This is a genomic window from Actinoplanes sp. NPDC048988, assembly GCF_043197815.1.
Lineage (GTDB): Bacteria > Actinomycetota > Actinomycetes > Mycobacteriales > Micromonosporaceae > Actinoplanes.
The window spans coordinates 506,891-530,379 of sequence record NZ_JBICTW010000005.1; the positions used below are offsets into that span (position 1 = coordinate 506,891).

16 protein-coding genes are annotated in these 23,489 nt (G+C 70.7%); 14 read left to right on the plus strand and 2 right to left on the minus strand.

The window, feature by feature from the left end; genetic code table 11:
- Positions 1-428: 428 nt before the first annotated feature.
- Genes ACGFJ7_RS20330 through ACGFJ7_RS20345 form a run of 4 tightly spaced genes read left to right on the plus strand, consistent with a single transcriptional unit; the run spans position 429 to position 7,856 of the window.
- Positions 429-1,295: an ABC transporter ATP-binding protein gene (locus ACGFJ7_RS20330; RefSeq protein WP_360251428.1), complete on the plus strand. Its 867-nt coding sequence runs from the start codon at positions 429-431 to the stop codon at positions 1,293-1,295.
- On the plus strand, positions 1,292-1,957 hold the full coding sequence (locus ACGFJ7_RS20335; RefSeq protein WP_360251431.1) for an ABC transporter ATP-binding protein: 666 nt from the start codon (positions 1,292-1,294) through the stop codon (positions 1,955-1,957). Before ACGFJ7_RS20330 ends, ACGFJ7_RS20335 begins: the two co-directional genes overlap by 4 nt.
- Positions 1,951-5,100, plus strand: coding sequence for an FtsX-like permease family protein (locus ACGFJ7_RS20340; RefSeq protein WP_360251434.1), 3,150 nt, complete (start codon positions 1,951-1,953; stop codon positions 5,098-5,100). The genes ACGFJ7_RS20335 and ACGFJ7_RS20340 overlap by 7 nt, the downstream gene beginning before the upstream one ends.
- Complete coding sequence (locus ACGFJ7_RS20345) at positions 5,097-7,856, plus strand: FtsX-like permease family protein (protein WP_392643089.1); 2,760 nt, start codon at positions 5,097-5,099, stop codon at positions 7,854-7,856. Before ACGFJ7_RS20340 ends, ACGFJ7_RS20345 begins: the two co-directional genes overlap by 4 nt.
- A 250-nt stretch (positions 7,857-8,106) precedes the next feature.
- Here the strand turns inward: ACGFJ7_RS20345 and ACGFJ7_RS20350 are convergent, their stop codons facing one another.
- The gene (locus ACGFJ7_RS20350) at positions 8,107-9,240 is read right to left on the minus strand and encodes a hypothetical protein (RefSeq protein WP_360251440.1); all 1,134 of its coding nucleotides are present in this window, start codon (positions 9,238-9,240) and stop codon (positions 8,107-8,109) included.
- A gap of 271 nt (positions 9,241-9,511) precedes the next feature.
- Positions 9,512-10,714, minus strand: a complete 1,203-nt coding sequence (locus ACGFJ7_RS20355) for a TerB family tellurite resistance protein (RefSeq protein WP_360251656.1) — start codon at positions 10,712-10,714, stop codon at positions 9,512-9,514.
- A gap of 350 nt (positions 10,715-11,064) precedes the next feature.
- Between ACGFJ7_RS20355 and ACGFJ7_RS20360 the strand changes: the two genes are divergently transcribed.
- From ACGFJ7_RS20360 to ACGFJ7_RS20405, 10 genes are all read left to right on the plus strand, one after another.
- Entirely contained in the window at positions 11,065-13,845 is a 2,781-nt protein-coding gene (locus ACGFJ7_RS20360) for a PQQ-dependent sugar dehydrogenase (RefSeq protein ID WP_392643091.1), read from the plus strand.
- A gap of 97 nt (positions 13,846-13,942) precedes the next feature.
- A complete protein-coding gene (locus tag ACGFJ7_RS20365; RefSeq protein WP_360251658.1) occupies positions 13,943-15,622 on the plus strand; it encodes a ThuA domain-containing protein in 1,680 nt (559 codons plus the stop codon).
- Between the two features lie 15 nt (positions 15,623-15,637).
- Positions 15,638-16,777 carry an inositol-3-phosphate synthase gene (locus ACGFJ7_RS20370; protein WP_360251446.1) on the plus strand — a complete coding sequence of 380 codons (1,140 nt, stop codon included), beginning with the start codon at positions 15,638-15,640 and terminating at the stop codon, positions 16,775-16,777.
- Complete coding sequence (locus ACGFJ7_RS20375) at positions 16,764-17,600, plus strand: SCO3242 family prenyltransferase (RefSeq protein WP_360251449.1); 837 nt, start codon at positions 16,764-16,766, stop codon at positions 17,598-17,600. The genes ACGFJ7_RS20370 and ACGFJ7_RS20375 overlap by 14 nt, the downstream gene beginning before the upstream one ends.
- Positions 17,597-18,424, plus strand: a complete 828-nt coding sequence (locus ACGFJ7_RS20380) for a sugar phosphate isomerase/epimerase family protein (protein ID WP_360251452.1) — start codon at positions 17,597-17,599, stop codon at positions 18,422-18,424. The genes ACGFJ7_RS20375 and ACGFJ7_RS20380 overlap by 4 nt, the downstream gene beginning before the upstream one ends.
- Complete coding sequence (locus tag ACGFJ7_RS20385) at positions 18,408-18,980, plus strand: EboA domain-containing protein (RefSeq protein WP_392643094.1); 573 nt, start codon at positions 18,408-18,410, stop codon at positions 18,978-18,980. Before ACGFJ7_RS20380 ends, ACGFJ7_RS20385 begins: the two co-directional genes overlap by 17 nt.
- Positions 18,980-19,831, plus strand: a complete 852-nt coding sequence (locus ACGFJ7_RS20390; protein WP_392643096.1) for a TatD family hydrolase — start codon at positions 18,980-18,982, stop codon at positions 19,829-19,831. The genes ACGFJ7_RS20385 and ACGFJ7_RS20390 overlap by 1 nt, the downstream gene beginning before the upstream one ends.
- Entirely contained in the window at positions 19,831-20,931 is a 1,101-nt protein-coding gene (gene eboE / locus ACGFJ7_RS20395; RefSeq protein ID WP_392643098.1) for a metabolite traffic protein EboE, read from the plus strand. Before ACGFJ7_RS20390 ends, eboE begins: the two co-directional genes overlap by 1 nt.
- A complete protein-coding gene (locus ACGFJ7_RS20400) occupies positions 20,928-22,298 on the plus strand; it encodes an alkaline phosphatase family protein (protein WP_392643100.1) in 1,371 nt (456 codons plus the stop codon). The genes eboE and ACGFJ7_RS20400 overlap by 4 nt, the downstream gene beginning before the upstream one ends.
- Positions 22,295-23,353, plus strand: coding sequence for a polyprenyl synthetase family protein (locus tag ACGFJ7_RS20405; protein ID WP_392643102.1), 1,059 nt, complete (start codon positions 22,295-22,297; stop codon positions 23,351-23,353). Before ACGFJ7_RS20400 ends, ACGFJ7_RS20405 begins: the two co-directional genes overlap by 4 nt.
- Positions 23,354-23,489: the final 136 nt, after the last annotated feature.

Sequence of the window (23,489 nt, forward strand, 5' to 3'; positions counted from 1 at the left end):
ACCTTTCTCCACGAATACCCCGAACACGCCGGCACAGGGAACCATCCCCGCGCAACACAGCGGCGCCAAGACTACGTGATCTTGTCGCACGCCGCCCGGGAGCCGGAGCCCCCAAGCTTCACCGCAACGGAGCCTTGAGAATGCGGGAAGTAACTATCTGGCCCTCCGGCGAGAAGACCCACACCCAAAGCGACAGCCACCTACGTTCCCTTCGCCCCGAACTCGGAGAGCGCCGCGGCTTGTGGCGAACAACACAGCCACATTCACCTGTCCCGCCGAGTCTGTCAGAAAACGGCTCTGGCGCGGAAACGGTGGCCGTCGGCCGGCCGCACCCACCGTGGGCAGAAAGATTCACAGACTCTTGAACATTTGGAGGCTGGGCTGCGTCCTTGAGAGAGACGGCCGGTCCAACGGGGGGTGTAATCAGCGTGGATTCCGCGCTCATCACGTGCGAGAGTCTCGTACGCATCTATCAGTCCGGGCCGATCGAAGTCCAAGCCTTGCAAGGCCTCGACCTGGTGGTGGACAAGGGCGAGATGGTCGCCGTGGTCGGCGCTTCCGGCTCCGGCAAATCAACGCTGCTTTCGATTCTGGCCGGGATCGACGCACCGACCGCCGGACATGCCCGCGTCGATCAATGGAATCTGCTGTCCATGTCACGCGCGGATCGGGTCCGCTACCGCCGGCACGCCGTCGGCTTCGTCCGTCAGCAGACCGCCAGCAACCTCATCCCCTATCTCACCGCCCAGCAAATGGTCGACCTGCCCATGACCGCCGCCCGCACGCCGGCTCGCGAACGCAGACGCCGTGCCGCCGACCTGTTGAGCGCACTCGGCGTGGGTGAGCTGGCCGACCGCAGGCCCGGGCAACTGTCCGGCGGTCAACAGATGCGGGTAGCCATCGCCGTCGCCCTGGCCAACCAACCGCACGTCCTGTTCGCCGACGAACCCACCGGCGAACTCGACACCGCCACCTCGGCCGAGGTCTTCGCCGCTTTGCGCGACGTCAACCGCAATTTGGGCGTCACCGTTGTCATCGTCACCCACGACTCCGCCGTCAGCGGGCAAGTCGAACGCACCGTGGCCATCCGCGACGGGCGCACCAGCAGTGAAGTCCTACGCCGCACCGCCACCAGCGACGACGGCGACACCCATGTGACAGCCGAGGAGTACGCCGTCATGGACCGCGCCGGACGCATCCAAATACCTCGCGACTACCGCGAAGCCCTCGCGCTGACCCGACGTGTCCGGCTGGCTCTGGAGTCCGACCACATCACCATCCGGCCGGATGCATGAACACGCCCCTTTTGGCGGTCCGCGACGTCAACCGCAGCTTCGGCACCGTTCACGCCCTACGGGACATCTCCTTCGACGTCGAACCCGGCACGATGGTCGCTGTCGTCGGGCGCTCCGGCTCCGGCAAGACCACCCTGCTCAACGTCATCGGTGGACTCGACCGCCCCGACAGCGGCACGGTGACCGTCGACGGGCTTGAAGTCACCTCGCTGGACGAGGACGGGCTGTCGCAACTACGCCGCGACAAAGTCTCCTACATCTTCCAGACCTTCGGCCTCATCCCGGTGCTGTCCGCCGCCGAGAACGTCGGTGTGCCACTGCGCCTGGCCCGCACCGACCCAGGCGAACGGGAACGCCGGGTGGCGGTGTTGCTCGACCTGGTCGGGCTGGCCGGCCACGCTCAGCAGCGCCCTGGCGAATTGTCCGGTGGCCAGCAGCAGCGTGTCGCCATCGCCCGCGCGCTGGCCGGCTCACCCCGGTTGTTGATTGCCGACGAACCCACTGGGCAGCTCGACGCCGAAACCGGATTGGCCGTCATGGCTTTGTTGCGCGGCGTGGTGGAGTCCGAGGGCGTCACTGCCGTCATCGCCACCCACGACCCCGTCATGATGGAACTCGCCGACCGCGTCATCCGGATCAGCGACGGCCGTGTCGCATGCTGAGGTTGGTCGCCCGGCGGGCCCGCGCCCAATGGCCGCTACTGGCTGCCCTGCTGTCCGTCCTGGTCATCGGGGCCACCCTGCTGGGCACCTGCGCACTGTTGCTGGACCACACCTCCCAGCGTTCGGTCGAGGTGTCGGCCATGCGAGCAGATCCCGACGAGGTCACCTCCACCGCGTACGTGGCTGAGGTTTCCGCCGACAACGCACGCTCAGTCGCGGCCGGCACCCGCGACGTGCTGGTCTCAGCGGCCGCTTCGTTCCCGGTGACGACGTCCGCGCGCGCGTCGTCTTACCTGCGCGAGCTGCCGATGGCCGATGGGCGGGGCGGCAGCGACATCGTGGGCGGGGCATACATGTCCGCACTCGACGACCTGCCGGCGCGGGCCACGCTGGTCTCAGGCCGTTGGCCGCGTGCCACGGGTCAGCAGCGGGAAGCGGCCGTCCTGCAGAGCACCGCCCGGCTCCTCGGGCTGCGCGTCGGCAGCCGTGTCAGCCTCGGTCTCGAGTTCGGCCGCACATCGAACCCACCGGTCGAGCTGACAGTGGTTGCCATCGTCCGGCCGACGCCGGATGCGGGCTGGGAGCGCGACCCGTACGGCGGCACCGGTTTCAGCGACAACCCGCCGGAGAGCACCTCGGCCCGTCAGATTCACGCGTACGGGCCCTTCCTCGTCGACTACGACAGTCTGCTCAACGGCGGGTCGGCGATCAGCCGCCTCGAGGTCACCGCCCGCCCGGAGCTGTCGAACCCCACCGTCGGCGAGCTCGACCGGCTCACCGCCGCGTTACTCATGGCCGACCGCCGGCTGGCGGGCACGCTGGGGGAGCGCGCCAAGGTTCACCGCGTCGATTCGCCTCTCCCCCAGCTGCTGCTCGACCTGCGCAACCAGCGGCAGCTCACCACGGGTACGGTGCTCGCCGTCGCGCTGATCGGTCTGCTACTCACGACGGTCGCCCTCGCGCTGGCCGGGCGGCTCACGACCGGGCTCCGTGATGCCGAGTCGGAGTTGCTCGCCGCTCTCGGCACAAGCCGATCCCAGTTCAGTGCGGTCGCGGCCACCGAGGCGGCCCTGATCGCCACGATGGCCGTGGTCCTGGCCGTGCCGCTGTCCTCGTTGCTGTACGCCGGTCTGACCCGCGTCGACCCGCTGTCCAGCGCCGGGCTGACCGCCCCGGTGACCGTGAGCGGCGTCCAGATCGCCGTCGTCGTCGCCGGTGTGGTGGCCTTGGCCGCCCTGCACATCGCCCTGGCTGGTCGCCGTGACGGCGTCCGGAACCACCGCGGCCACCGCGAACTGCTGGCCCGCTCCGGCGCCGACCTGCTGTTGGCCGGGCTGGCTGCCGTCGGCTGGTGGCAGCTGCGGTCCCAGCCTGCGGGGGCCGGATCCAGCGTCGATGCCGTACGGGTTCTGGCCCCGGCACTGATACTTGTGGCCGGCGCGGCGCTGGCCCTGCGCGTGGTACCACCGCTGCTGCGCCGCGCGGAACGGCTGGCCGCCCGCTCCCCCGGCTTCGTGCTGACGCTGGCCACCGCGGGAGCCGCCCGCCGCCCGCGGGCACTGGCCGCGGGGTTGCTCATCTGCCTGGGCGGCGCCACCGCCACCTTCGGCACCGCCTTCGACGCCACCTGGCGTACGTCCCAGCGGGACCAAGCCGACCTGTCGGTGGGCACTGACCTGGCCCTGTCCCTCACCGCGGCGCCCGTCATCGGGCAGAGCAGGCAGGTCGAGCAAGCCACCGGCGGCACGGTCAGCCCGGCCGTCACGGGCCCCGTCGTGGTCGGGCAGTGGCTCGGTGGTCCCGGCGGCGTTCCTCGCGTGGTCGCCGTCGACACCCGCCGGGCCGGCGCCCTGCTGCGTGGACGGCACGACGACAGCCCCGACTGGGGCACCGTCACCCGCGACCTCGCGCCGACCGGCGCAGTGGGCGGCGTAGCCCTGCCCCGTGACAGCAACCCCGTCCTCACCGGGTCGGCCGGCGAGGGTCAGCCGACCCTGGTGGTCGTACGCCTGCTCCTCGAGGATCTGACCGGCCTCCGGACCACCTGCGCCAGCAACCCCGTCGTCCTCGACAACCGGCCGCACCCTGTCACCGGGTGCACACCGGCCGATGGTCTGCGGCTGATCGGGGTCGGCCTGGCCGTGCTGGGCGACGTGCGCGCCGACGTCGAGCGGCAGAGCCGGATCGACGCCACGCTGAACCTGCCCGGGCCGTCGGCGTCACCCTGGTTTGTCCGCGCCGGGGCGCAGTCGAGCGATGTCGCCGGCCCCACGGTCACGGTGGATGGCACCCGGCTGCGCCTCACCGCGACGGTAGGGTTCAGCGACCCGAGTCCCGAGAGCCGGGTTCTGGTCGCCACTGCCTTCGACGATCCGGGTCCGATGCCGGTCATCCTCTCCCGGCGGCTCGCGACTGAGATCGAAGCGCGACCTGGATCCGAAGTCACCATCGCCCTCGACCAAACCCCCGTGGACGCCACCGTCGCCGCCGTCGTGGCCGAGGTGCCTTCGGCGCCGGGCGCTCCAGCGCTGCTGGCTGACCTCGATTGGCTGACCCGTTCCCTGGCCGTTCAGGGCAACGCGGATTCGCCGGTGACGGCCTGGTGGATCGGCGAGCCGGAACGCCCAGACGCCGTCGCGCGAGCCGCCGAGCTGAATCTGGGACCGGTTACCAGCCGCGCTGCTGAGACTGATCGGCTGATCGGCAGCCCCATGCGCGCCCCCTTCCCGGCGGTCTTGCGAGTGCTGGTCGTGGCCGCGGTCGTCATGCTGTTCGGAGGGGTTTTGCTCCAAGTGACTGCGGACATGCAACTTCGCGCGGTGGAGGTGGCCCGGCTGCGTGGCCTGGGGATCCCCCGCCGGGGTATCCGCGACGTGCTGTTCACCGAGTATGCCGCAGTCCTCGTGCCCCTGCTGGCTGCGGGCACCCTCGTCGGCGCGCTCGCCAGCCGGCTGATCGCGCCGCTGCTGGTCCGCTCGGACACGGGGACGGCCGCCTCGCCGCCCGTGGTGGCCGACTGGCCCTGGCTGGCTGAGGCCGCGCTACTGGTGGGACTGTTCGCCGTGTGCGCGGTGGCGCTGGGTGCCACCATCGCCGTGCAGAGCCGCCGGGCCGACGCCGCGCACCTGCGAGTGGCGTCGTGAGGACGGCCGTAGGGGCGTTGCGGTCCGGCCTGAAGGCGTGGCGCCCGGATCCGCACTGGCCGAGCGTACGCGGCCGGGCCCGGGCGGACGCCGGGCCGCTGTCGTTGGTCGCCTGTGTCATCGCCGTGGTGGCGTTGTTCGCCGGAGCGACGCCACCACTGTTGCGCTTGGCCGCTGACGAGGCGGCCCGCGAAGCCGTACGCCGGTCCGCCGACGAGGCCGCCATACGCGTGGACGCTGATTGGCGCTCCACGACGACGGAAGTAGGCGCCTACAACCTACGAGACCCCGCCGCGGGCGCGTTCGTCGCCGCCCTGGCCCCGGCGGCGAAACTGGAGCTCGACCCCGGCCTGCAGGCGGTCCTGCGGCCGCCGGTGACCACGGTCTCGAGCATTTCCCTCGCCGTCGGCGACGGCAGCGTGCAGCGCCGCCTCCAGCTCAACTATTTGCGCTCCGACAGCGGTGAGCCGGCGGTGACCTGGGTCGCCGGCCGGGCGCCGGCGGCCTCGAGCACCGACTTGACCATCCGAGTGCCCCAGACCCGGCCGCCTTGGCCCGTGCAGATCGGGGTGTCGGAGGCGGAGGCGGTCGCTCTCAACGTCAGTCCAGGCGACCGGATCCCCGTGAAGGACGATTCCTACAAGGTCTACGACGTTCGGGTCAGTGGCATCTTCCGGCCGGTCGACCCCGACGATCGCGCCTGGAGCCACGCGCCGTGGCTGCTTCAGCCCACGACCGGCCAGGACGGCCGGGGCACGACCCGGTTCGGCGGCCTGCTGTCGGCCGACTCCCTGCCCGACGCCCGCCTGGCCTTCCTCGACGATCAGCTGCGCCGCTCGGTCCGGCTCGACGTCGAACCGGAAGCTTTCACCTGGAAGTCGGCGCAGGCCCTGGCCACGACCGTGGCGGCCCTCAAGGGCACCTCGGGAGCCTCGGCCGAGCGGGATGAAACCCTGAAGTGGTCCACTCAGCTCGACAGCCTGCTGCGAGACGTCGACGGCCAGGTGGCCGCCGCAACCGCCCAGGCCACTGTGTTGCTGATCGCCGTGCTGGCCGGCGCCCTACTCGTCATCGGGCTTGCTGTCGAGCTGCTGACCCGGCGCCGCGCGGTCGCCCTGGCCACCGTCCGCGGGCGCGGGGTCGCCCTGCCGAGCGTCACGGCCGAACTGGCAGTCGAGTCGGTCGCGGTGGCCGTGCCGGCGGCGCTGATGGGCATCGCCGTCGCCGTCGCGGTCGCCGGCAGCGCCTCGCTGGGCGGGATCCTGCCGTTCCTTCTGCTGGCCGTCGCGGCCAGCCCGGTCGCGGGGACCCTGGCGGCGGCCAGGGCCACCCGCGACAAGCGCGTGCCGGCCAACCGCAGCGCCCGCCGCTGGGCCGGGCGTACGGTCCTGCTGCGTCGCATCGCCGTCGACGTCGCCGTGGTGCTCCTGGCCGTCGGCGCGCTGGTCGCCCTACTCCAGCGTGGCATCGGCTCCAGCGCCGACGGGGACGCGGCCCTGCCCGCCGCTGCCCCCACCCTGTGCGCGCTTGCGGTGTCGCTGCTACTTGTCCGGTTGATGCCGCGCATCACGGGTCTCCGGCTGCGCCTGGCCCTGCGGTCGAGGCGCCCCCTGGCCCTGTTCGGACCGGCGCGGGCCGCAGCCACGTCCGGGCGGGTGCTGCCCGCGCTCACGCTGATCGCCACCATCGCGCTGGCGTCGTTCGCTGTCACGCTGTACGCGACCACGGAGCGCGGTCTGTCCGTCGGCGCCTGGCAGTCGACCGGCGCCGACGCGCGTCTCGACCTCAGCTACGACTCCACGGTCTCGGCCACCGCGATCGCGGATCGGCTGGCCACCTACCCTGGAGTCCGGCAGGCCGTCGCGGGCGAGGTCATCTCGGCAGCGACGTTCGTCGCGGAAGGCGATGGTGCGCCCTCGCGCTTGATCGTCGTGGACACTGCGGCGTTTCGCGAGCTCGCGGCCGGCAACCCATTGCCCGGCCTCCAGGCCACCCCCGCGCTGACGACGCTCGTGGACGGCGCGATTCCCGCGCTGGTGCGGTCGCGTGCGGACGTCCTCCGGCCCGGTCTGCGGTTCACCCTCCCCCGGCGGGACGCCGACGAGATCGACCTGGTCGCGGTCGGGTCCATACCCGCCATGGGTCTGGGCGACGACGTGGTCGTGGTGGACTCGGCGGCGGCCCGCACGGCCGGCCTGGAGTTCACGCCGAACACGGTTTGGGCGTCCGGACCGGGCGCGGCCCAGGCCGTACGGGCACAGGGCGCCGAGGGATCGGTGACCACCCAGGCCGACGTGCTGACTGCCAACCGGACGGCGCCCCCGACCGCCGGCCTGCTGCGCCTCGACCTGGTATCGGCGGCGGCCTTGCTGGCGCTCGGGCTGCTCGGGTTCGCGGTGGCCGCGGCGACCAGTGCCCCCGAACGCGGGCAGACGCTGGCCCGGCTACGGACCCTGGGACTGCGGCCACGCGACACCCGCCGTGTCGCGGCGGCCGAGCTGTCGCCACCGCTCGTGGCCGCGGCCATCTGCGCACCCGTGGTGGGGGTCCTACTTGCCTGGGTGTCGCTGGATTCGCTGGCCCTGCGGCGGGTGACCGGGCAGACCGCCACGCCGGAGCTCGTCATTCCCTGGTGGACGATCGGGGTGACGACGGTCGTCGCGCTGGCCGCGGTGTTGATCGCAGTGGTGGCGGCCGAGTCGTCCGCTCGGCGACGGCGCGGGCTGGGCGATGTCCTGCGCGTAGGTGAAAGCTGACTGCCGCGCCGCGTCGGCCGCCCCTCGCGGAGCCTGGGTCAGCGACGACGACACCCTCTCAGCGCAAGAACGCGTCGCGGTCACCGCACCGTACGGCCAGCACGGTCCGGTCCAGTGACGCGATCACGGTCGCGGGCGGGCACCTGACCACCGACGCCGAGCGACTGCTCGACACCCCACTCCGGTCCTCCTGGTGGACTGACACCCTGATACGAACGTACGCCGGTCCCCATGGCCGCCACGTGGCTGATCAATACACTATCGAGGCTGTCCCGTGAGTATCGAGGAGCATTTCCCACTCTTTCGCGAGGGCGTGATTGATTCGGTCATCGCGGGCGATGGCTTCCTTGAACCAGGCGATGGTGGCGGGCGCCATGGCGAGGATCTGGTTGTAGTTGAGGGCGGCCGGGTTGAGGCCGAACACCAGGCCGGTCTTCAGAAGCGTGCCTGAGGTGGCGATGGTGTGCCCGAGCAGCAGCATCGAGGTGAGCTTGGCGTGCTCCAGTTTCCGCTGCTCCTTGGTGCCGCCGGTGGCGTAGCTTTTGAGCAGCCAATATCCGCGGATGATGGCGGACACGACGCCGGGAGTGATGCCCATGGTGAAGAAATGGCGTAGGTCGTAGCCATTCGTGTACATGTGGCGGGCGACGTCGGTCCAGGGGACTTTGACGCCGGAAGGGCCCAGCGCGAACGGTGAATCGATCTGGCCCAGCTGGAGCAGGCTGAAGAACGGAGGCTGCAGGCCGGCCGGCGTGTAGACGTCCGAGAGCAGATGGCGCACCTGGGTGATGAGAGCGCCGATCAGGCCGATCGGGTCGGCTCCGGCCGGGACCTGAATCAGTCGCCCTACGTTGTCGATGTAGGTGCCGGTACCGCGCATGAGGTCGGCCACGCCGGCGAGGAAACCCAGGGCCGGATCGTGGCCGAGGCTTTGGAGCCGATGGGTGGCCGGTCGCATGCCTGCGACCAGACCTTCGGTGGCCGCCGTGGTCGGGGCGTCATAAGACACTTTGGCCAGCTTTTCGAACCTCTTGAAATAGTGGCCGTGGATCGTTCCGGCACGGTCCTTGTCCTGAAGCCATTTCGTGAGGGGCGAGCCCGTGTACTTCTTGCCGAGGAAGGTGGAATCCCGGGGGATGCGGACGAGCACGATGTCCAGCAGGGTGGCGATGGTCCCGGCGAGCAGGACCACCGTCCAGTCGGTCTCGTCCCAGCTGATGTCGCCGTGTTCCGCGGCGTAGCGGCGCAGGCTGTCGGCGATCTGGCCGTGCGGAACGACCTGAAGGAGCGGGTCCCGGGTGAGATCGATGCCCAGCCGATCCAATCGGGCTTCGGCCATCCTGACCAGCTGATCGAAGTCGCTTTCGGCCGGGACGACGGGCACGGCGTGACGAGGGCGGCCCGGGGTGCCGGCGCTCGGGGTGGTCACCGCGCGCGACGGGGGACTTGGGGCCGGCGGTACGGCGATGCCCAGCGCCCGGAGCCGGGCGCGCACCGCGTCGAACTCGGACTCGACCGAGTCCAAGGAGTCGCTGACGTGACGTTCGCGTGCGAGGACCTCCCCGAGGTCGAATTCCACCCGATCGAACAGGCCCTGAAGCTCGGTCAACGTGACGGCCTGGTAGGCCACGACGGTGGCGGCGGCCGTCAGCTGGTCACGCGGCACCGAGCGGTTCCCGCCGTTCGAAGGACTCCTGGCTGGTCTGCAGACTCACCAGGGCCTGCTGGAAGGCGTCCAGCTCGGCCTTGAGCGCGGTGAGCCGCTCCTCGTTCCGTACGGTCTGCTCGAGGCCGGCCTCCATCCGGTGGGCGAGGCCCGCGATGTCGTCGGTCAGCTCGGCCATCGCCTGCTGGTGATGTTTGAGGACCTGCTGGATCAGGTACTCGCGGCGCTTCTCCCGTTCCCGCTCGTTGGTGGCCAGCAGGTAGCGCGTTCCCTGATGGACAGCGACCCCGAGGATGACCACCGTGCCGATCCCGGTGACCATCGCGCTCAGGCCCAGCAGGCCTCCGAACCCCAACGCCGCCAGCCCGGTGGTGATGCCGGCCCCGCCGAGACCCGAGACGCTGCCGGCGAGACTGACGGCGGCGATCGGAGCTCCGAACGCGGCCACCTTGGCCGCGATCTCCTTGGTGGTGGTCTCCATCTGGCTGGTGGTGACCTTGCCGGAGGCGAAGTCCTCCTCGGCGATCACCAGCCGCTCGGTCGCCCGCACGACCTCCCCGGCTGACTCGGCGAACACCAGTCCGGCGACCAGCACGATCCGCTCACGCTCGACATCGGCGGCATGCCGGTCGGCCCGCGAGATCCGCACCAAATCGCGCACGAGCATGGTGAACACCGGCTCGCGCTGGTCCTCCGCGAGGAGGTCGTGCAACTGCCGCGCCAGCTCCTCGGTGGCCTCCGGTGTCTGCGCGCCGTGTTGGGCCGCCGTGATTTCGCCCCGCAAAGCCGATCGCGCGCCCTCGTCCAGCCCGATCGTCGAGGCGAACAGGTACAGGTTGGCGATCTCGCGAGGATCGAGTACGTCGTCGACCTGCGCCAAACTCACCAAAATGCGGCAATAGAGCAACTTCGCGTCGCCCCCGAGCGCGGACAGATCAACCGAGTCATCGGAATTGCGCGACAGGCTGTCCTTGACGTCTGCGACCTTCGCCATCACCTGCTCGGCGGACTGCTTCACCACCTCCTGGGCATCGCCGGCGGCATCCGCGACCATCTGCCTGGCCGTGCTCGTGCCGTCGGCAACCCTCCGCCCGGCCGCGTCGGCAACGGCTTTCAGGCGTCCCAGCCCAAGGTTACGCGGGTTCATCGTCGTCCCTTTCACGCTCTTTGGCGAAAGGCTATCGGCCACCACCGACAAAACGATCTCCCCCGAACGGCCCGCCCCCGCCGACCGACCAAGCAAGCCCGCAACCCACCGCGCAGCGCCGAGCGGCCCCTCCCCCTGGCACGCTCCGCCCCCGGCGGTTCCAGCGCGAGAAACCCCGCACCACCAGGGAGTGATCGCGCCACCACCGAGATGGACTTTCGACGGATGACGTAAAAGTTTAAGACGGTCGATCCAAAAGTCTGGACATGAGCGTCACGAAGTTCCTAACGTGAGCACCACTACGGGAATGTTTCCGGCAGATGTCCCCCTCGCTCATCCCCAGGTAAGGAAGGGACTCCGTGAACCATCGAGCCCGAATCCATCGATTAACAGCGATGGCTTCCGCCACCCTCCTCCTCTCCTTCGCGGCCGCCGCCCCCGCGGCCGCCGTCATCAATCCCGCTGACTTTCAGCAGGTCACCCTGGCCAAGGGGGTAGCCGAGACCGGTGAACCCATCGGGCTGGCCGTGCTGCCCGACCGCTCCGTCCTGCACACCTCCCGGGACGGCACCGTGCGGCGTACCGACGCCAACGGCGCCACCGCCGTCGTGGGGACCATCCCCGTCTACACCCACGACGAAGAGGGCCTTCAGGGCGTCGCCGTCGACCCCGGCTTCGCCACCAACCGGCAGATCTACCTCTTCTACGCCCCTCCGCTGAACACCCCCGCCGGTGACGCGCCCGCCACCGGTACCGCCGCCACCTGGGCCACCTGGGCCGGCGTCAACCGCCTGTCGCGGTTCACCCTCAACGCCGACTTCACCATCAACCAGGCCAGCGCCGTCACCGTCCTGGACGTGCCCACCGACCGGGGCATGTGCTGTCACGTCGGCGGGGACATGGACTTCGACGCCGCCGGGAACCTCTACCTGTCGACCGGCGACGACTCCAACCCGTTCGACTCGGCCGGCTATTCGCCGATCGACGAGCGGACCAACCGCAATCCCGCGTACGACGCTCAGCGCTCCGCCGGCAACACCAACGACCTGCGCGGCAAGATCCTGCGGATCAAGGTGAACGCCAACGGCTCGTACTCGATCCCGGCCGGTAATCTCTTCGCCCCGGGCACCGCCAACACGCGGCCCGAGATCTACGCCATGGGCTTCCGGAACCCGTACCGGATCAGTGTGGACAAGGCCACCGGCCACGTCTACGTCGGTGACTACGGGCCGGACGCCGGCACAACCTCGGCCACCCGCGGCCCGTCCGGTCAGGTCGAGTTCGACCGGGTCACCGCGCCCGGCAACTTCGGCTGGCCGTACTGCACCGGCACGAACACGGCCAACGAGACGTACAACGAGTGGGATTTCGCGGCCAACACCGGCGGCGCCAAGTACAACTGCGCCGGCGGCCCCACCAACAACTCGTTCCGCAACACCGGCCTGGCGACCTTGCCGCCGGCTCAGCCCGCCTGGATCCGGTACGCGGGTGACGCCGGCTCCCCGCCCGAGTTCGGCGGCGGCTCCGAGTCGCCGATGGGCGGCCCGGTCTACCGGTACAACGCGAGCAACCCGTCCACCACGAAGTTCCCGCAGTCGTTCGACGGGCAGTTCTTCGCCGCCGAGTTCGGCCGCGGCTGGATCAAGCCGATCGTGGTCAACGCCAACGGCACGCCGGGCGCGATCGACACGTTCCCGTGGAACGGCAAGCAGGTCATGGATTCGGCGTTCGGGCCGGACGGTTCGCTGTACGTCCTCGACTACGGCACCGGCTATTTCAACGGTGACGCCAACTCGGCGCTCTACCGGTACGACTACGTCGCCGGGGCCAACCGCGCTCCGACCGCCGTGGCCGGCGCCAACCCCACTTCCGGGTCCGCTCCGCTCACTGTCACCTTCTCCTCTGCGGGCAGCAGCGATCCCGAGGGTGGCACCCTGACGTACTCGTGGGCCTTCGGCGACGGTACGACGTCGACGTCGGCCAACCCGACCAAGACGTACGCCACCAACGGCACCTATACGGCGACGCTGACCGTCCGCGATCCCCAGGGCGCGACCGGCACCGCCAGTGTCCCGGTGACCGTCGGCAACACCGCGCCGGCCGTCACCATCACCACCCCGGCCTCCGGTCAGCTGGTGTCGTTCGGCGACAGCGTCCCGTGGAGCGTCACCGTCACCGACCCCGAGGACGGCACGATCGACTGCTCGAAGGTCACCATGGCCTACGTGCTCGGCCACGACCAGCACGGGCACCAGATCACGTCGCAGAACGGCTGCTCCGGCACGATCGCGATTCCGACCGACGGTGAGCACGACGACGCCGCGAACATCTTCGGAATCTTCGACGCGTCCTACACCGACAAGGGCGGGCTGACCACCCACGCGCAGCACATCCTGCAGCCGCGCAAGCGTCAGGCCGAGCACTTCAAGACGTCGTCCGGGGTCAACAAGTTCACCAAGGCCGCGGCCGAGGGTGGGCAGACCGTCGGTGACATCAACAACGGCGACTGGATCCAGTTCGACCCGTACAAGCTCAACAACGCCACCTCGTTCACCGCCCGGGTCTCCTCGGCCGGCAGCGGTGGCACACTGCAGATCCGTACCGGCTCGCCGACCGGCACGGTGATCGGCTCGGCCGCTGTCGCCCCGACCGGGTCGTGGGACACCTTCGTCAACGTCACCGGCACGATCTCCGGCGCCCCGGCCGGAACCACCTCGCTCTACCTGACCTTCGCCGGTACGGGCACGGGCGCGCTCTACGACCTGGACAGCTTCACCTTCAGCACGGCGAACCTGTTGTCGCTCAACAAGCCGGCGACCGCGTCCAGTGTGGAGAGCGCCACCTATCCGGCCTCCGCGGCCGTCGACGCGTCGGCCACCACGCGGTGGTCGAGCGCGTTCGCCGATCCGCAGTGGATCCGGGTCGACCTGGGCACTTCACAGGCGATTTCCCGGGTACGGCTCCAGTGGGAGGCCGCCTACGGTTCGGCCTACCAGATCCAGACGTCGGCCGACGGCACCACGTGGACCACGGTCCGCTCGGTGACCGGCGGCGACGGCGGCGTCGACGACCTGACCGGTCTCAACGCGCAGGGACGCTACGTCCGCGTCAACGGCACGGCCCGGGCCACCGCCTGGGGCTACTCCCTCTTCAACTTCGAGGTGTACGGCAACTGACCTTCCCCAGTTAGGAGGTGGGCGCTCGTCCCCCCACGCGGGCGCCCACCCTCCCCCCAGCAAGGAGGTTCGAGTGCGCAAGCTTCTGGCCGGCGCGATGGCCCTGACGGCCGTCGCCGCCTGCACAATGAGCGCGTCTCCCGCATCCGCGGCCGACGCGCCGTACGACGTCCTGGTCTTCTCCAAGACCGCGGGTTTCCGGCACGACGCGATCCCGGCCGGCATCCAGACGATCCGGGATCTGGGCGCCGCCAACAACTTCACGGTCACCGCGACCGAGGACGCGGCCGCCTTCACCACGGCCAACCTCTCCCAGTACGAGGCGGTGGTCTTCCTCAACACCACCGGCGACGTTCTCAACGCCACCCAGCAGACGGCGTTCGAGTCGTACGTCCGCGGCGGTGGCGGCTACACGGGCGTGCACGCGGCCGCCGACACCGAATACGACTGGGCCTTCTACGGGCAGCTGGTCGGCGCGTACTTCCATTCGCACCCGGCCATCCAGCAGGTCACCTCCCGGGTCGAGGACCGGGCCCACGCCAGCACGGCCCACCTGCCGCAGTCCTGGACCCGCACCGACGAGCTGTACAACTACCGGACCAACCCGCGCAGCAGCTCACACGTGCTGGCCACGCTGGACGAGTCGACGTACTCGGGCGGCAACATGGGCGCCGACCATCCGATCGCCTGGTGCAAGACGGTCGACTCGGGCCGGTCCTGGTACACCGGTTTCGGGCACACCCAGGAATCGTACGCGGACGGGAATTTCCGCAGTCACCTGCTCGGCGGCATCCGCTACGCGGCGGGCCGGGCCAAGGCCGACTGCCGCCCCGAGACCGGCTACACGCCCCTCTACAACGGCAGCACGGCCGGGTGGACGCAGGCCGGGCCGGGCAGCTTCACCAACACGGACGCGACCCTCACCTCGACCGGCGGGATGGGCCTGCTCTGGTATTCGGCGCGGCAGTTCACCTCGTACTCGCTGAAGGCCGACTGGCGTCTGACCGGCGACAGCAACTCGGGCATCTTCGTGGGCTTCCCCAACCCGAACAACGACCCGTGGGTGGCGGTCAACCAGGGCTACGAGGTGCAGATCGACGCCACCGACGCGGCCGACCGCACCACCGGCTCCATCTACACCTTCAAGTCGGCCGACCTGGCCGCCCGCGACGCCGCGCTGAACCCGCCCGGCGAGTGGAACACCTACGAACTGCTCGTCGAGGGCCAGCGGATCCGGGTCTACCTGAACGGCCGGCTCATCAACGACTTCACCAACACCGACCCGGCGCGCAACCTGGACGGCTACATCGGCCTGCAGAACCACGGCAGCGGCGACACGGCCGCCTTCCGCAACGTGCGGGTCAAGGACCTGAGCGTGGCCCCGCCGGCGTCGAACGTGGCGCTGAACAAGCCGGCCACCGCGTCCAGCGTCGAGAACGCGAGCTACCCGGCCTCGAACGCGGTCGACAGCTCGGCGACCACCCGCTGGTCGAGCGCGTTCTCGGACCCGCAGTGGATCCGGGTGGACCTGGGAGCCACGTACACGGTGTCGCGCGTGCGCCTGCAATGGGAAGCCGCATATGGGTCGGCGTACCAGATCCAGACCTCGGCCGACGGCAACACCTGGACCACCGTCAAGTCGGTGACAGCGGCCAACGGTGGTGAGGACGACCATCCGGGTTTGAGCGCGCAGGCCCGGTACGTGCGGATCAACGGAACCGCGCGCGGGACCCAGTGGGGCTATTCGCTCTACAACTTCGAGGTCTACGGCAACTAGCAGGAGGTTTCATCGATGACGACCGGCGTGTGGTTGATCGGAGCAAGAGGATCTGTGGCGGTGACCAGCATGGTCGGGGCCACCGCACTACGCGCCGGGCTCGCCGAGCCGCTCGGCTGCGTCACCGAGCTGCCGGCACTGGCCAGCAGGGCCGTTCCCGGCCTGGGCGAGCTGGTGTTCGGCGGCCACGACATCAGCGACATCACCCTGGAGAAGAAGGTCGAGGACCTGGTCGCCGCCGGCGTGCTCCCCGCGGGCCCGGCGGCGGCCGTCGCCGACCAGCTTCCGGCCCTGCAGCGCGAGCTGCGGCCGGTGCCGACGGCGGCGACCCAGCTCGAGGTGGCCCGCCTGATCGCGGACGACATCGACGACTTCCGGCGGCGGCGCGGCCTGGAGCGGGTCGTCGTCGTCAACGTCTCCTCGACCGAGCCGGCGGCCGCCGCTCATCCGGCCCATGCCACGCTCGATCTCCTGGAGCGCGCACTCGGTGAAGAATCCGTGCTGCCGCCGAGTTCCCTGTACGCCTACGCGGCGTTCAAGAGCGGCTGCGCGTACGTCGACTTCACCCCGTCCACCGGCACCCGCCTTCCGGCGTTGCGCGAGCTGGCCTCGCAAACCGGCCTGCCCTACGCCGGCCACGACGGCAAGACCGGCGAGACGCTGGTCAAATCGGTGCTGGCGCCGATGTTCGCCATGCGGAATCTGCGCGTACGGACGTGGGCCGGCACCAACCTGCTCGGCGGCGGCGACGGCGCCAACCTGGCCGACCCGGCGGCCAACGCGGCCAAGGCCGGAAGCAAGCAGCGGGTGCTGGCCGAAACCCTCGGCTACCAGCCGCAGGGCAGCAGCCACATCGAGTACGTCGACGACATCGGCGACTTCAAGACGGCGTGGGACCTGATCACCTTCAGCGGTTTCCTCGGCACCCGCATGCGGATGGAGTTCTCCTGGCACGGCTGCGACTCGGCCCTGGCCGCTCCGCTGATCCTCGACCTGGCCCGCCTCACCGCGGCCGCCCACGCCGCCGGTCGCAGCGGCCCCCTCACCGACCTGGCGTTCTTCTTCAAGGACCCGATCGGCGAGGTGCCACACGCCCTGCCCGACCAGTGGGCCCGCCTGGTGAGCTTCGTGCGAGGCCTCGATGGGGTGGCGTGACCTGGCCGAGCTGGTCCGGGCCCCGGCCGCCCTCTCGGTGCCGGGTGACACGGTGGCCGGCGCGGCCGCGGCCGGCGGGGTCCGAAGGTCGACCCCGGGGCTGATGGCGGCCTCGGTGTGCCTCTACTGGGGCGGAATGGCCGCCAACGACTGGGCCGACCGGGAGCTCGACGCCCGGGAGCGCCCGGAACGGCCGATCCCCTCCGGGCGGGTCAGGCCCGGTCAGGCGCTGATGACCGCCGCCGGACTGACCGCGGCCGGCGTCGGCCTGGCCGCGCTGGCCGGCGGCCGGCGCGCCCTCGCGGTGGCCGCTCCGCTCGCCGCCGCCGTCTGGGCCTACGACGTGTGGGCCAAGAACACTTCAGCCGGCCCGGCTGTGATGGCCGCCTGCCGAGGACTGGACGTGTTGCTGGGGGCGAGCGGGGGCCGGGTGAAGCGCGCTGTGCCCTCGGCGCTGACCGTGGCCGCCCACACCTACACGGTGACGGCTCTGTCGCGGCACGAGGTCTCCGGCGCGACACCCGCTCTACCGTTGGTGACGCTGGCCGGGACGCTGAGTCTGGCCGCCACGACGGTGGGCTCCTCCGCCGCGGCCGGATCGCTGGCCGCCTGGTACGCCGCCGGCTACGGCACCGCGCAGGCCCGCGCCGCCGCCGACCCCTCCGCCGGCCGGATCAGGGCCGCCGTCGGGGCCGGCATCACCGATCTGCCGCGGCTTCAGGGCGCTTTGACGGCCCGGGCCGGCTCCCCCGCGTACGGCCTCGGTCTCGCTCTTGTCGCGCCCCTGGCCCGGCGCCTGGCCCGAAAGGTGTCGCCCACATGAGGTTCGGCTACGGAACGAACGGTTTCACCAATCATCGGCTGCCGGAGGCGCTGGCCGTCATCGCCGACCTCGGCTACGACGGCGTCGCCCTGACCTTGGACACCAACCATCTCGACCCGTTCGACGCCGATCTGGCCCGGCGCACCGCCGCCGTCGCCGCCGAGCTGCAGAAACGCAACCTGGCCGTGGTCATCGAGACCGGCGCCCGCTATCTGCTCGACCCGTGGCGCAAGCATTCCCCCACGCTCATGGACGACGATCCGGCCCGGCGGCTGGAATACCTGCGGCGCGCGATCACCGTCGGCGCCGAGCTGGGCGCCGAGGCCGTCTCGTTCTGGGCCGGCATCGGGCGGGCCGAGCATTGGGGCCGTCTCGTCGACGGCTGTCTCGAGGTCGTGGACGAGGCGGCCGGTAAAGGGGTCACCCTCGGGTTCGAGCCCGAGCCGGGGATGCTGGTCAACGACATCGCGGATTGGCGGCGGCTGTACGCGGATCTGGGTGAGCCGCCGAACTTCGGCATCACGCTCGACATCGGGCACTGCCGTTGCCTGGAGTCGATGCCGGTGGCCGACTGTGTCACGGCCGTGATGGATCACCTGGTCAACGTGCAGATCGACGACATGCGGCGGGGTGTGCACGAGCATCTGGAGTTCGGCACCGGCGAGATCGACTTCCCGCCCGTGATGAAGGCTCTCGCTCCGTACCCCGGGCTGATCTCGGTGGAGTTGCCCCGCCACTCGCACGCCGCGCCGGCGATCGCCGCGCAGTCGCTGGACTTCCTGCGGAACGCGGTCAAGGAGGCTTCGAATGACCACATTGGATGACCTGCGGGCGGAGCTCGGCGGCAACGAACGGCTCGCCGCCGATCTGTTGCGCGTCACCGGCGAACCGGGCGCGGTGGCCGGCCTGTTCCCGGCCGCCGGCCGGCGTTACGGGCGGGATCCGCTCGGCGACGGCTGGGCGACCGACGAGGCGGCCCGGGCTCTGCTGCTGGCCGCCGTGCCGCCCGAGCAGGTCGGCGACATCTACCGTCACGGCGACACGGCCGAGAAGCTGGCGGTGCTGAAAGCGTTGCCGCTGCTGCCGATCGGCCCCAGCGCCGTCCCGCTGCTCGAGGATGCCCTGCGCACCAACGACACGCGGCTCGTGGCGGCCGCGCTCGGCCCGTACAGCGACCACCTCGACCAGCAGGCGTGGCGGCAGGCCGTGCTCAAGTGCGTGTTCATGGGTGTACCCCTCAAGGATGTCCACCGCCTGGCCGAGCGGGCCGACGCACCGCTCGGCGCGATGCTGCGCGCCTTCGCCGCCGAACGTCACGCCGCCGGTCGCGACATGCCGCCCGACGCGCTCGCCCTGCTGGATCAGCTGAAGGAGGCCTGATGCGTATCTTCGATCCGCACATCCACATGACCTCGCGCACCACCGACGACTATCAGCGGATGGCCGAGGCCGGGGTACGGGCGGTGGTGGAGCCCGCGTTCTGGCTCGGGCAGCCGCGCACGAACCCCGGCTCGTTCACCGACTACTTCGACTCGATCATCGGGTGGGAGCCGTTCCGGGCCTCGCAGTTCGGTATCCGGCACCACGCGACGATCGCGCTGAATCCCAAGGAGGCCAACGATCCGCGCTGCCGGCCGGTGCTCGACCTGCTGCCGCGCTACCTGGCCAAGGACGGGGTGGTCGCGGTCGGGGAGATCGGGTACGACTCGATGACGCCGGCCGAGGACGAGGTGTTCTCGGCCCAGCTCGCGCTGGCTCTCGACCACGACCTGCCGGCGCTGGTGCACACGCCGCACCGGGACAAGGCCCGCGGCACCCAGCGCAGCCTCGACGTCATCAAGGAGTCGGGCATCGATCCGGGCCGGGTCGCCCTCGACCACCTCAACGAGGTGACCGTCGACGCCGCCCGTGACGCCGGGGTGTGGGTCGGTTTCTCCATCTACCCGGACACCAAGATGTCGCCCGATCGCATGGTCGAGATTCTTCGCAAGTACGGGACCGAGCGGGTGCTCGTCAACTCGGCGGCCGACTGGGGCAAGTCCGATCCGTTGCTCACCGTGCGGACGGCCGAGGCGATGCTCGCGGCCGGGTTCGCGGCCGAGGACGTCGATCGGGTGCTGTGGCGCAATCCGGTCGACTTCTACTCGCAGTCGGGCCGGCTCGACCTGTCGGACGTCGACGGCGCCGAGGCCACGTTCGCCGGGAACTCGATCCTGCGGGGAGGCAGCTGATGCATCTCAGCTACTGCACCAACGTGCACCCGGCCGAGGACCTGGACGGCATCATCGGCCAGCTCGACACCTTCGCACTGCCGATCCGGCGCCGCCTCGGCTCGGATGTGCTGGGCCTGGGCCTGTGGCTGGCCGCGCCGGCCGCGGCGGCGCTGGCCGGCGATCCCACTTTGCGACGGCGACTGCGGCGGGAGCTTGACGTACGGGGTCTGGAGGTGGTCACTCTCAACGGTTTCCCGTACGAGGCGTTCCAGGCCCCCGTGGTCAAGCACGCCGTCTACCACCCCGACTGGACCGACCGGGAACGGCTGGATTACACGCTGAACTGCGCCCGGGTCCTGGCCGACCTCATGCCGGATTCGGCCGGCTACGGTTCGGTGTCGTCGCTGCCGCTGGCCTGGCGCACCCCGTGGGACGCCGAGCGGGCGGCCGCCGCCACCCGGCATCTGGACGACCTCGCGCGCGGCCTCGACCGGATCGCGGGCGAGACCGGGCGGACCGTCCGGGTCGGCTTCGAGCCGGAACCGGGCTGTCTCATCGAGAACACGGCCCAGGCGACCGAACTGCTGGCCAAGGTGGACACCCGCTGGCTGGGTGTGTGCCTCGACCTTGCCCATCTGGCCTGCGCCTGGGAGAGCCCGGCCGAAGCTCTCGGCCGGCTCCGCACGGCCGGCATCCCGGTGGTGAAGACGCAGGTGTCGGCCGCGCTTCAGGCCGACGATCCGCTTGCGGCCGAGCAGGTGCTGCGGTCGTACGCCGAGAAGCGTTTCCTGCATCAGACCCGCTCGGCGGAGGGCGGGTCGGCCGATGACCTGGACGAGGCGCTCGACCGCCGTCTGCCGGGGCCGTGGCGGATCCACTACCACGTACCTCTGCACGCCGAACCCGAGACGCCACTGACCTCGACCGTGCCGGTGATCCGGGAGGCGCTGCGCGAGCTGCTGACGGCGCCCGGCGAGCGCTGCGAGCACTTCGACGTGGAGACGTACACCTGGGGTGTCCTCCCGGAATCCCAACGGCCGAAAGATGAGACCGGGCTGGCCGACGGCATCGCGGCCGAGCTCTCCTTCGCACGCGACCTGCTGGCGGTGAACCGATGAGCAAACTGCTGGTGCTCGACGTGGTCGGGCTGACCCCGCGCCTGCTGGCGCACATGCCCCGCCTGCAAGCCCTGGCGAAACAGGGCTTCCAGGCCGAGCTCGGCACCGTGCTGCCGGCGGTGACCTGCTCGGCGCAGTCCACGTTCCTGACCGGGGCGCTGCCGAACGAGCACGGGATCGTCGGCAACGGCTGGTACTTCCGGGAGCTCGGCGAGGTCTTCCTCTGGCGGCAGCACAACGCGCTCGTCGGCGGCGACAAGATCTGGGACGACGCCCGGCGGCTGAAGCCGGACTACACGGTGGCCAACGTCTGCTGGTGGTACGCGATGGGGGCCCGGGTCGACTGGACCATCACGCCACGGCCGATCTACCGCGCGGACGGCCGCAAGGAGCCGGACTGCTACACCTATCCCCCGTCCCTGCACGACGAGCTGCCGCCGTTCCCGCTGTTCACCTACTGGGGGCCGGGCGCGGGCATGCCGTCGTCGCAGTGGATCGCCGACGCCGCCCGGCACATGCTGAAGACCAAGCAGCCCGACCTGACGCTCGTCTACGTGCCGCATCTGGACTACGACCTGCAGCGGTTCGGTCCCTCGGCGCCGCAGGCGTCGGCCGCCGCGGCCGAGCTCGACAAGGTGCTGACGCCGCTGCTGGACGACGCGGCCGCCAGGGACACCACGGTGGTGGTGCTGTCCGAGTACGGCATCACGGACGTGAGCCGCCCGGTCGACGTGAACCGGCTCCTGCGTACCGAAGGGCTCCTCGAGGTCTACACCCAGGACGGCATGGAATATCTCGACCCCTGGGTCTCGCGGGCCTTCGCCGTCGCCGACCATCAGGTGGCGCACGTCTACGTCCGCGACCAGGCCGACGTCGCGGCCGTGGCCAAGCTCTGCGCCGCTCTGCCCGGCGTCGACCAGGTCCTCGAAGGCCCGGACAAGGCGCGGTACGGGCTCGACCACGAGCGGGCGGGCGATCTGGTGCTGGTGGCCGAGCCGGATTCCTGGTTCACCTACTACTACTGGCTCGACGACGCCCGGGCGCCCGACTTCGCCCGCGTCGTCGAGATCCATCGCAAGCCCGGCTACGACCCGGCCGAGCTGTTCTTCGACCCGGCCAACCCGGCCGCGGCCAAGCGGCGCGCGGTCACCGCGGTGGCCCGCAAGAAACTGGGGCTGCGGTACGTGATGGACGTCGTCGGCCTCGACGCCGGCGCCAAGGCGGTGCGCGGCTCGCACGGCCGGCTCCCGGACGATCCGGACGACGGCCCGGTGTTCCTGTGTTCCGACCCCGCCCTCGGGCGCAAGGAGATCGCCGCGACGGAGGTGAAGGCCCTGTTGCTGGAACTCACGGGGCTGGCGTCATGACGCTGCAGGCGACGCGCCGGCCCCTCAGCCAACGGTTCGACACCGCGCTGGCCGAGTTCATCGATCGCCAGGACCCGGCCTGGCCCGACGGCGCCCCGCGCGGCGCGCTCGACTCGCTGCGCCGCTTCGTGCTGGCCGGTGGCAAAAGGCTGCGCCCCACCTTCGCCTACTGGGGCTGGCGCGGCGGCGGGGGCGAGGACTGCCCGGAGGCGATCCGGGCCGCGGCGGCGCTGGAGCTGTTCCACGCCTTCGCGCTCATCCACGACGACATCATCGACGGCAGCGACCGCCGCCGCGGCCAGCCGTCGATGCACCGCCTGTTCGCCACCGTCCACGACCGGCACGCCTGGCGCGGCGACTCGCTGGCCTTCGGCCGCAACACCGCCCTGCTCTGCGGCGACCTGTGCGCGGCCTGGGCCGAGCAGATGTTCCACGAGTGCGGGCTACCCCCGAGACAGATCCACCAGGGGTACGCGGCCTTCGCGCTCATGCGGACCGAGGTCATCGCCGGGCAGTATCTCGACCTGGTCTCCGGCGTCGGCGACGGCTCGGTGGCGAGCGCCCTCACGGTGATCCGCATGAAGTCGGCCCGCTACACGGTCACCCGCCCGCTGCAGATCGGCGCCTGCCTGGCCGGCGCGCCCCGCGCCCTGTCGGCGTCGTTCACCGAGTTCGGCGACCCGCTGGGCGACGCCTTCCAGCTGCGCGACGACGTCCTGGGCGTCTTCGGCGACCCGGCCGTGACCGGCAAGTCCACCCTGGACGACCTGCGCGAGGGCAAGATGACGGTGATGATGGCGCTGGCCCGCGACGCCGCCGACCGCGACCAGGCGGCCCGCATGTCCGAGCTGTTCGGCGACCCGGCCCTGGACGCCGAGGGAGCGGAGGAGCTGCGCTCCATCATCCGGGAGACGGGCGCGCTGGACCGCATAGAGCAGATGATCCGCGTACGGGCCCAGGCCGGCCTGAACGCCCTGGAGGCGGCCCCACTCCCCGATTTCGTCCGCTCGGCCTTGGCCGACCTGGCCGCCGCCGCGGTCGACCGCACCACCTGACGGAGCACGCCCACCGCGCCGGCCCAGCCGTCGCGGTGGGCGTCGATGCCGAGGGTTTGACCACCACCTCTGATTCGGCTACGAATTTGCTCTGACACCCGGGCGCCGCGCTCGCGCCATGAGTCCCCTGGGGGCT

What these genes read in the sequence shown, in the direction of transcription:
- ACGFJ7_RS20335 (WP_360251431.1), top strand. Translation starts at nt 1,292, where the DNA reads ATGAACACGCCCCTTTTGGCGGTCCGCGACGTCAACCGCAGCTTCGGC.
- ACGFJ7_RS20340 (WP_360251434.1), top strand. Translation starts at nt 1,951, where the DNA reads ATGCTGAGGTTGGTCGCCCGGCGGGCCCGCGCCCAATGGCCGCTACTG.
- ACGFJ7_RS20360 (WP_392643091.1), top strand. Translation starts at nt 11,065, where the DNA reads ATGGCTTCCGCCACCCTCCTCCTCTCCTTCGCGGCCGCCGCCCCCGCG.
- ACGFJ7_RS20365 (WP_360251658.1), top strand. Translation starts at nt 13,943, where the DNA reads ATGGCCCTGACGGCCGTCGCCGCCTGCACAATGAGCGCGTCTCCCGCA.
- ACGFJ7_RS20370 (WP_360251446.1), top strand. Translation starts at nt 15,638, where the DNA reads ATGACGACCGGCGTGTGGTTGATCGGAGCAAGAGGATCTGTGGCGGTG.
- ACGFJ7_RS20375 (WP_360251449.1), top strand. Translation starts at nt 16,764, where the DNA reads ATGGGGTGGCGTGACCTGGCCGAGCTGGTCCGGGCCCCGGCCGCCCTC.
- ACGFJ7_RS20380 (WP_360251452.1), top strand. Translation starts at nt 17,597, where the DNA reads ATGAGGTTCGGCTACGGAACGAACGGTTTCACCAATCATCGGCTGCCG.
- ACGFJ7_RS20385 (WP_392643094.1), top strand. Translation starts at nt 18,408, where the DNA reads ATGACCACATTGGATGACCTGCGGGCGGAGCTCGGCGGCAACGAACGG.
- ACGFJ7_RS20390 (WP_392643096.1), top strand. Translation starts at nt 18,980, where the DNA reads ATGCGTATCTTCGATCCGCACATCCACATGACCTCGCGCACCACCGAC.
- eboE (WP_392643098.1), top strand. Translation starts at nt 19,831, where the DNA reads ATGCATCTCAGCTACTGCACCAACGTGCACCCGGCCGAGGACCTGGAC.
- ACGFJ7_RS20400 (WP_392643100.1), top strand. Translation starts at nt 20,928, where the DNA reads ATGAGCAAACTGCTGGTGCTCGACGTGGTCGGGCTGACCCCGCGCCTG.
- ACGFJ7_RS20405 (WP_392643102.1), top strand. Translation starts at nt 22,295, where the DNA reads ATGACGCTGCAGGCGACGCGCCGGCCCCTCAGCCAACGGTTCGACACC.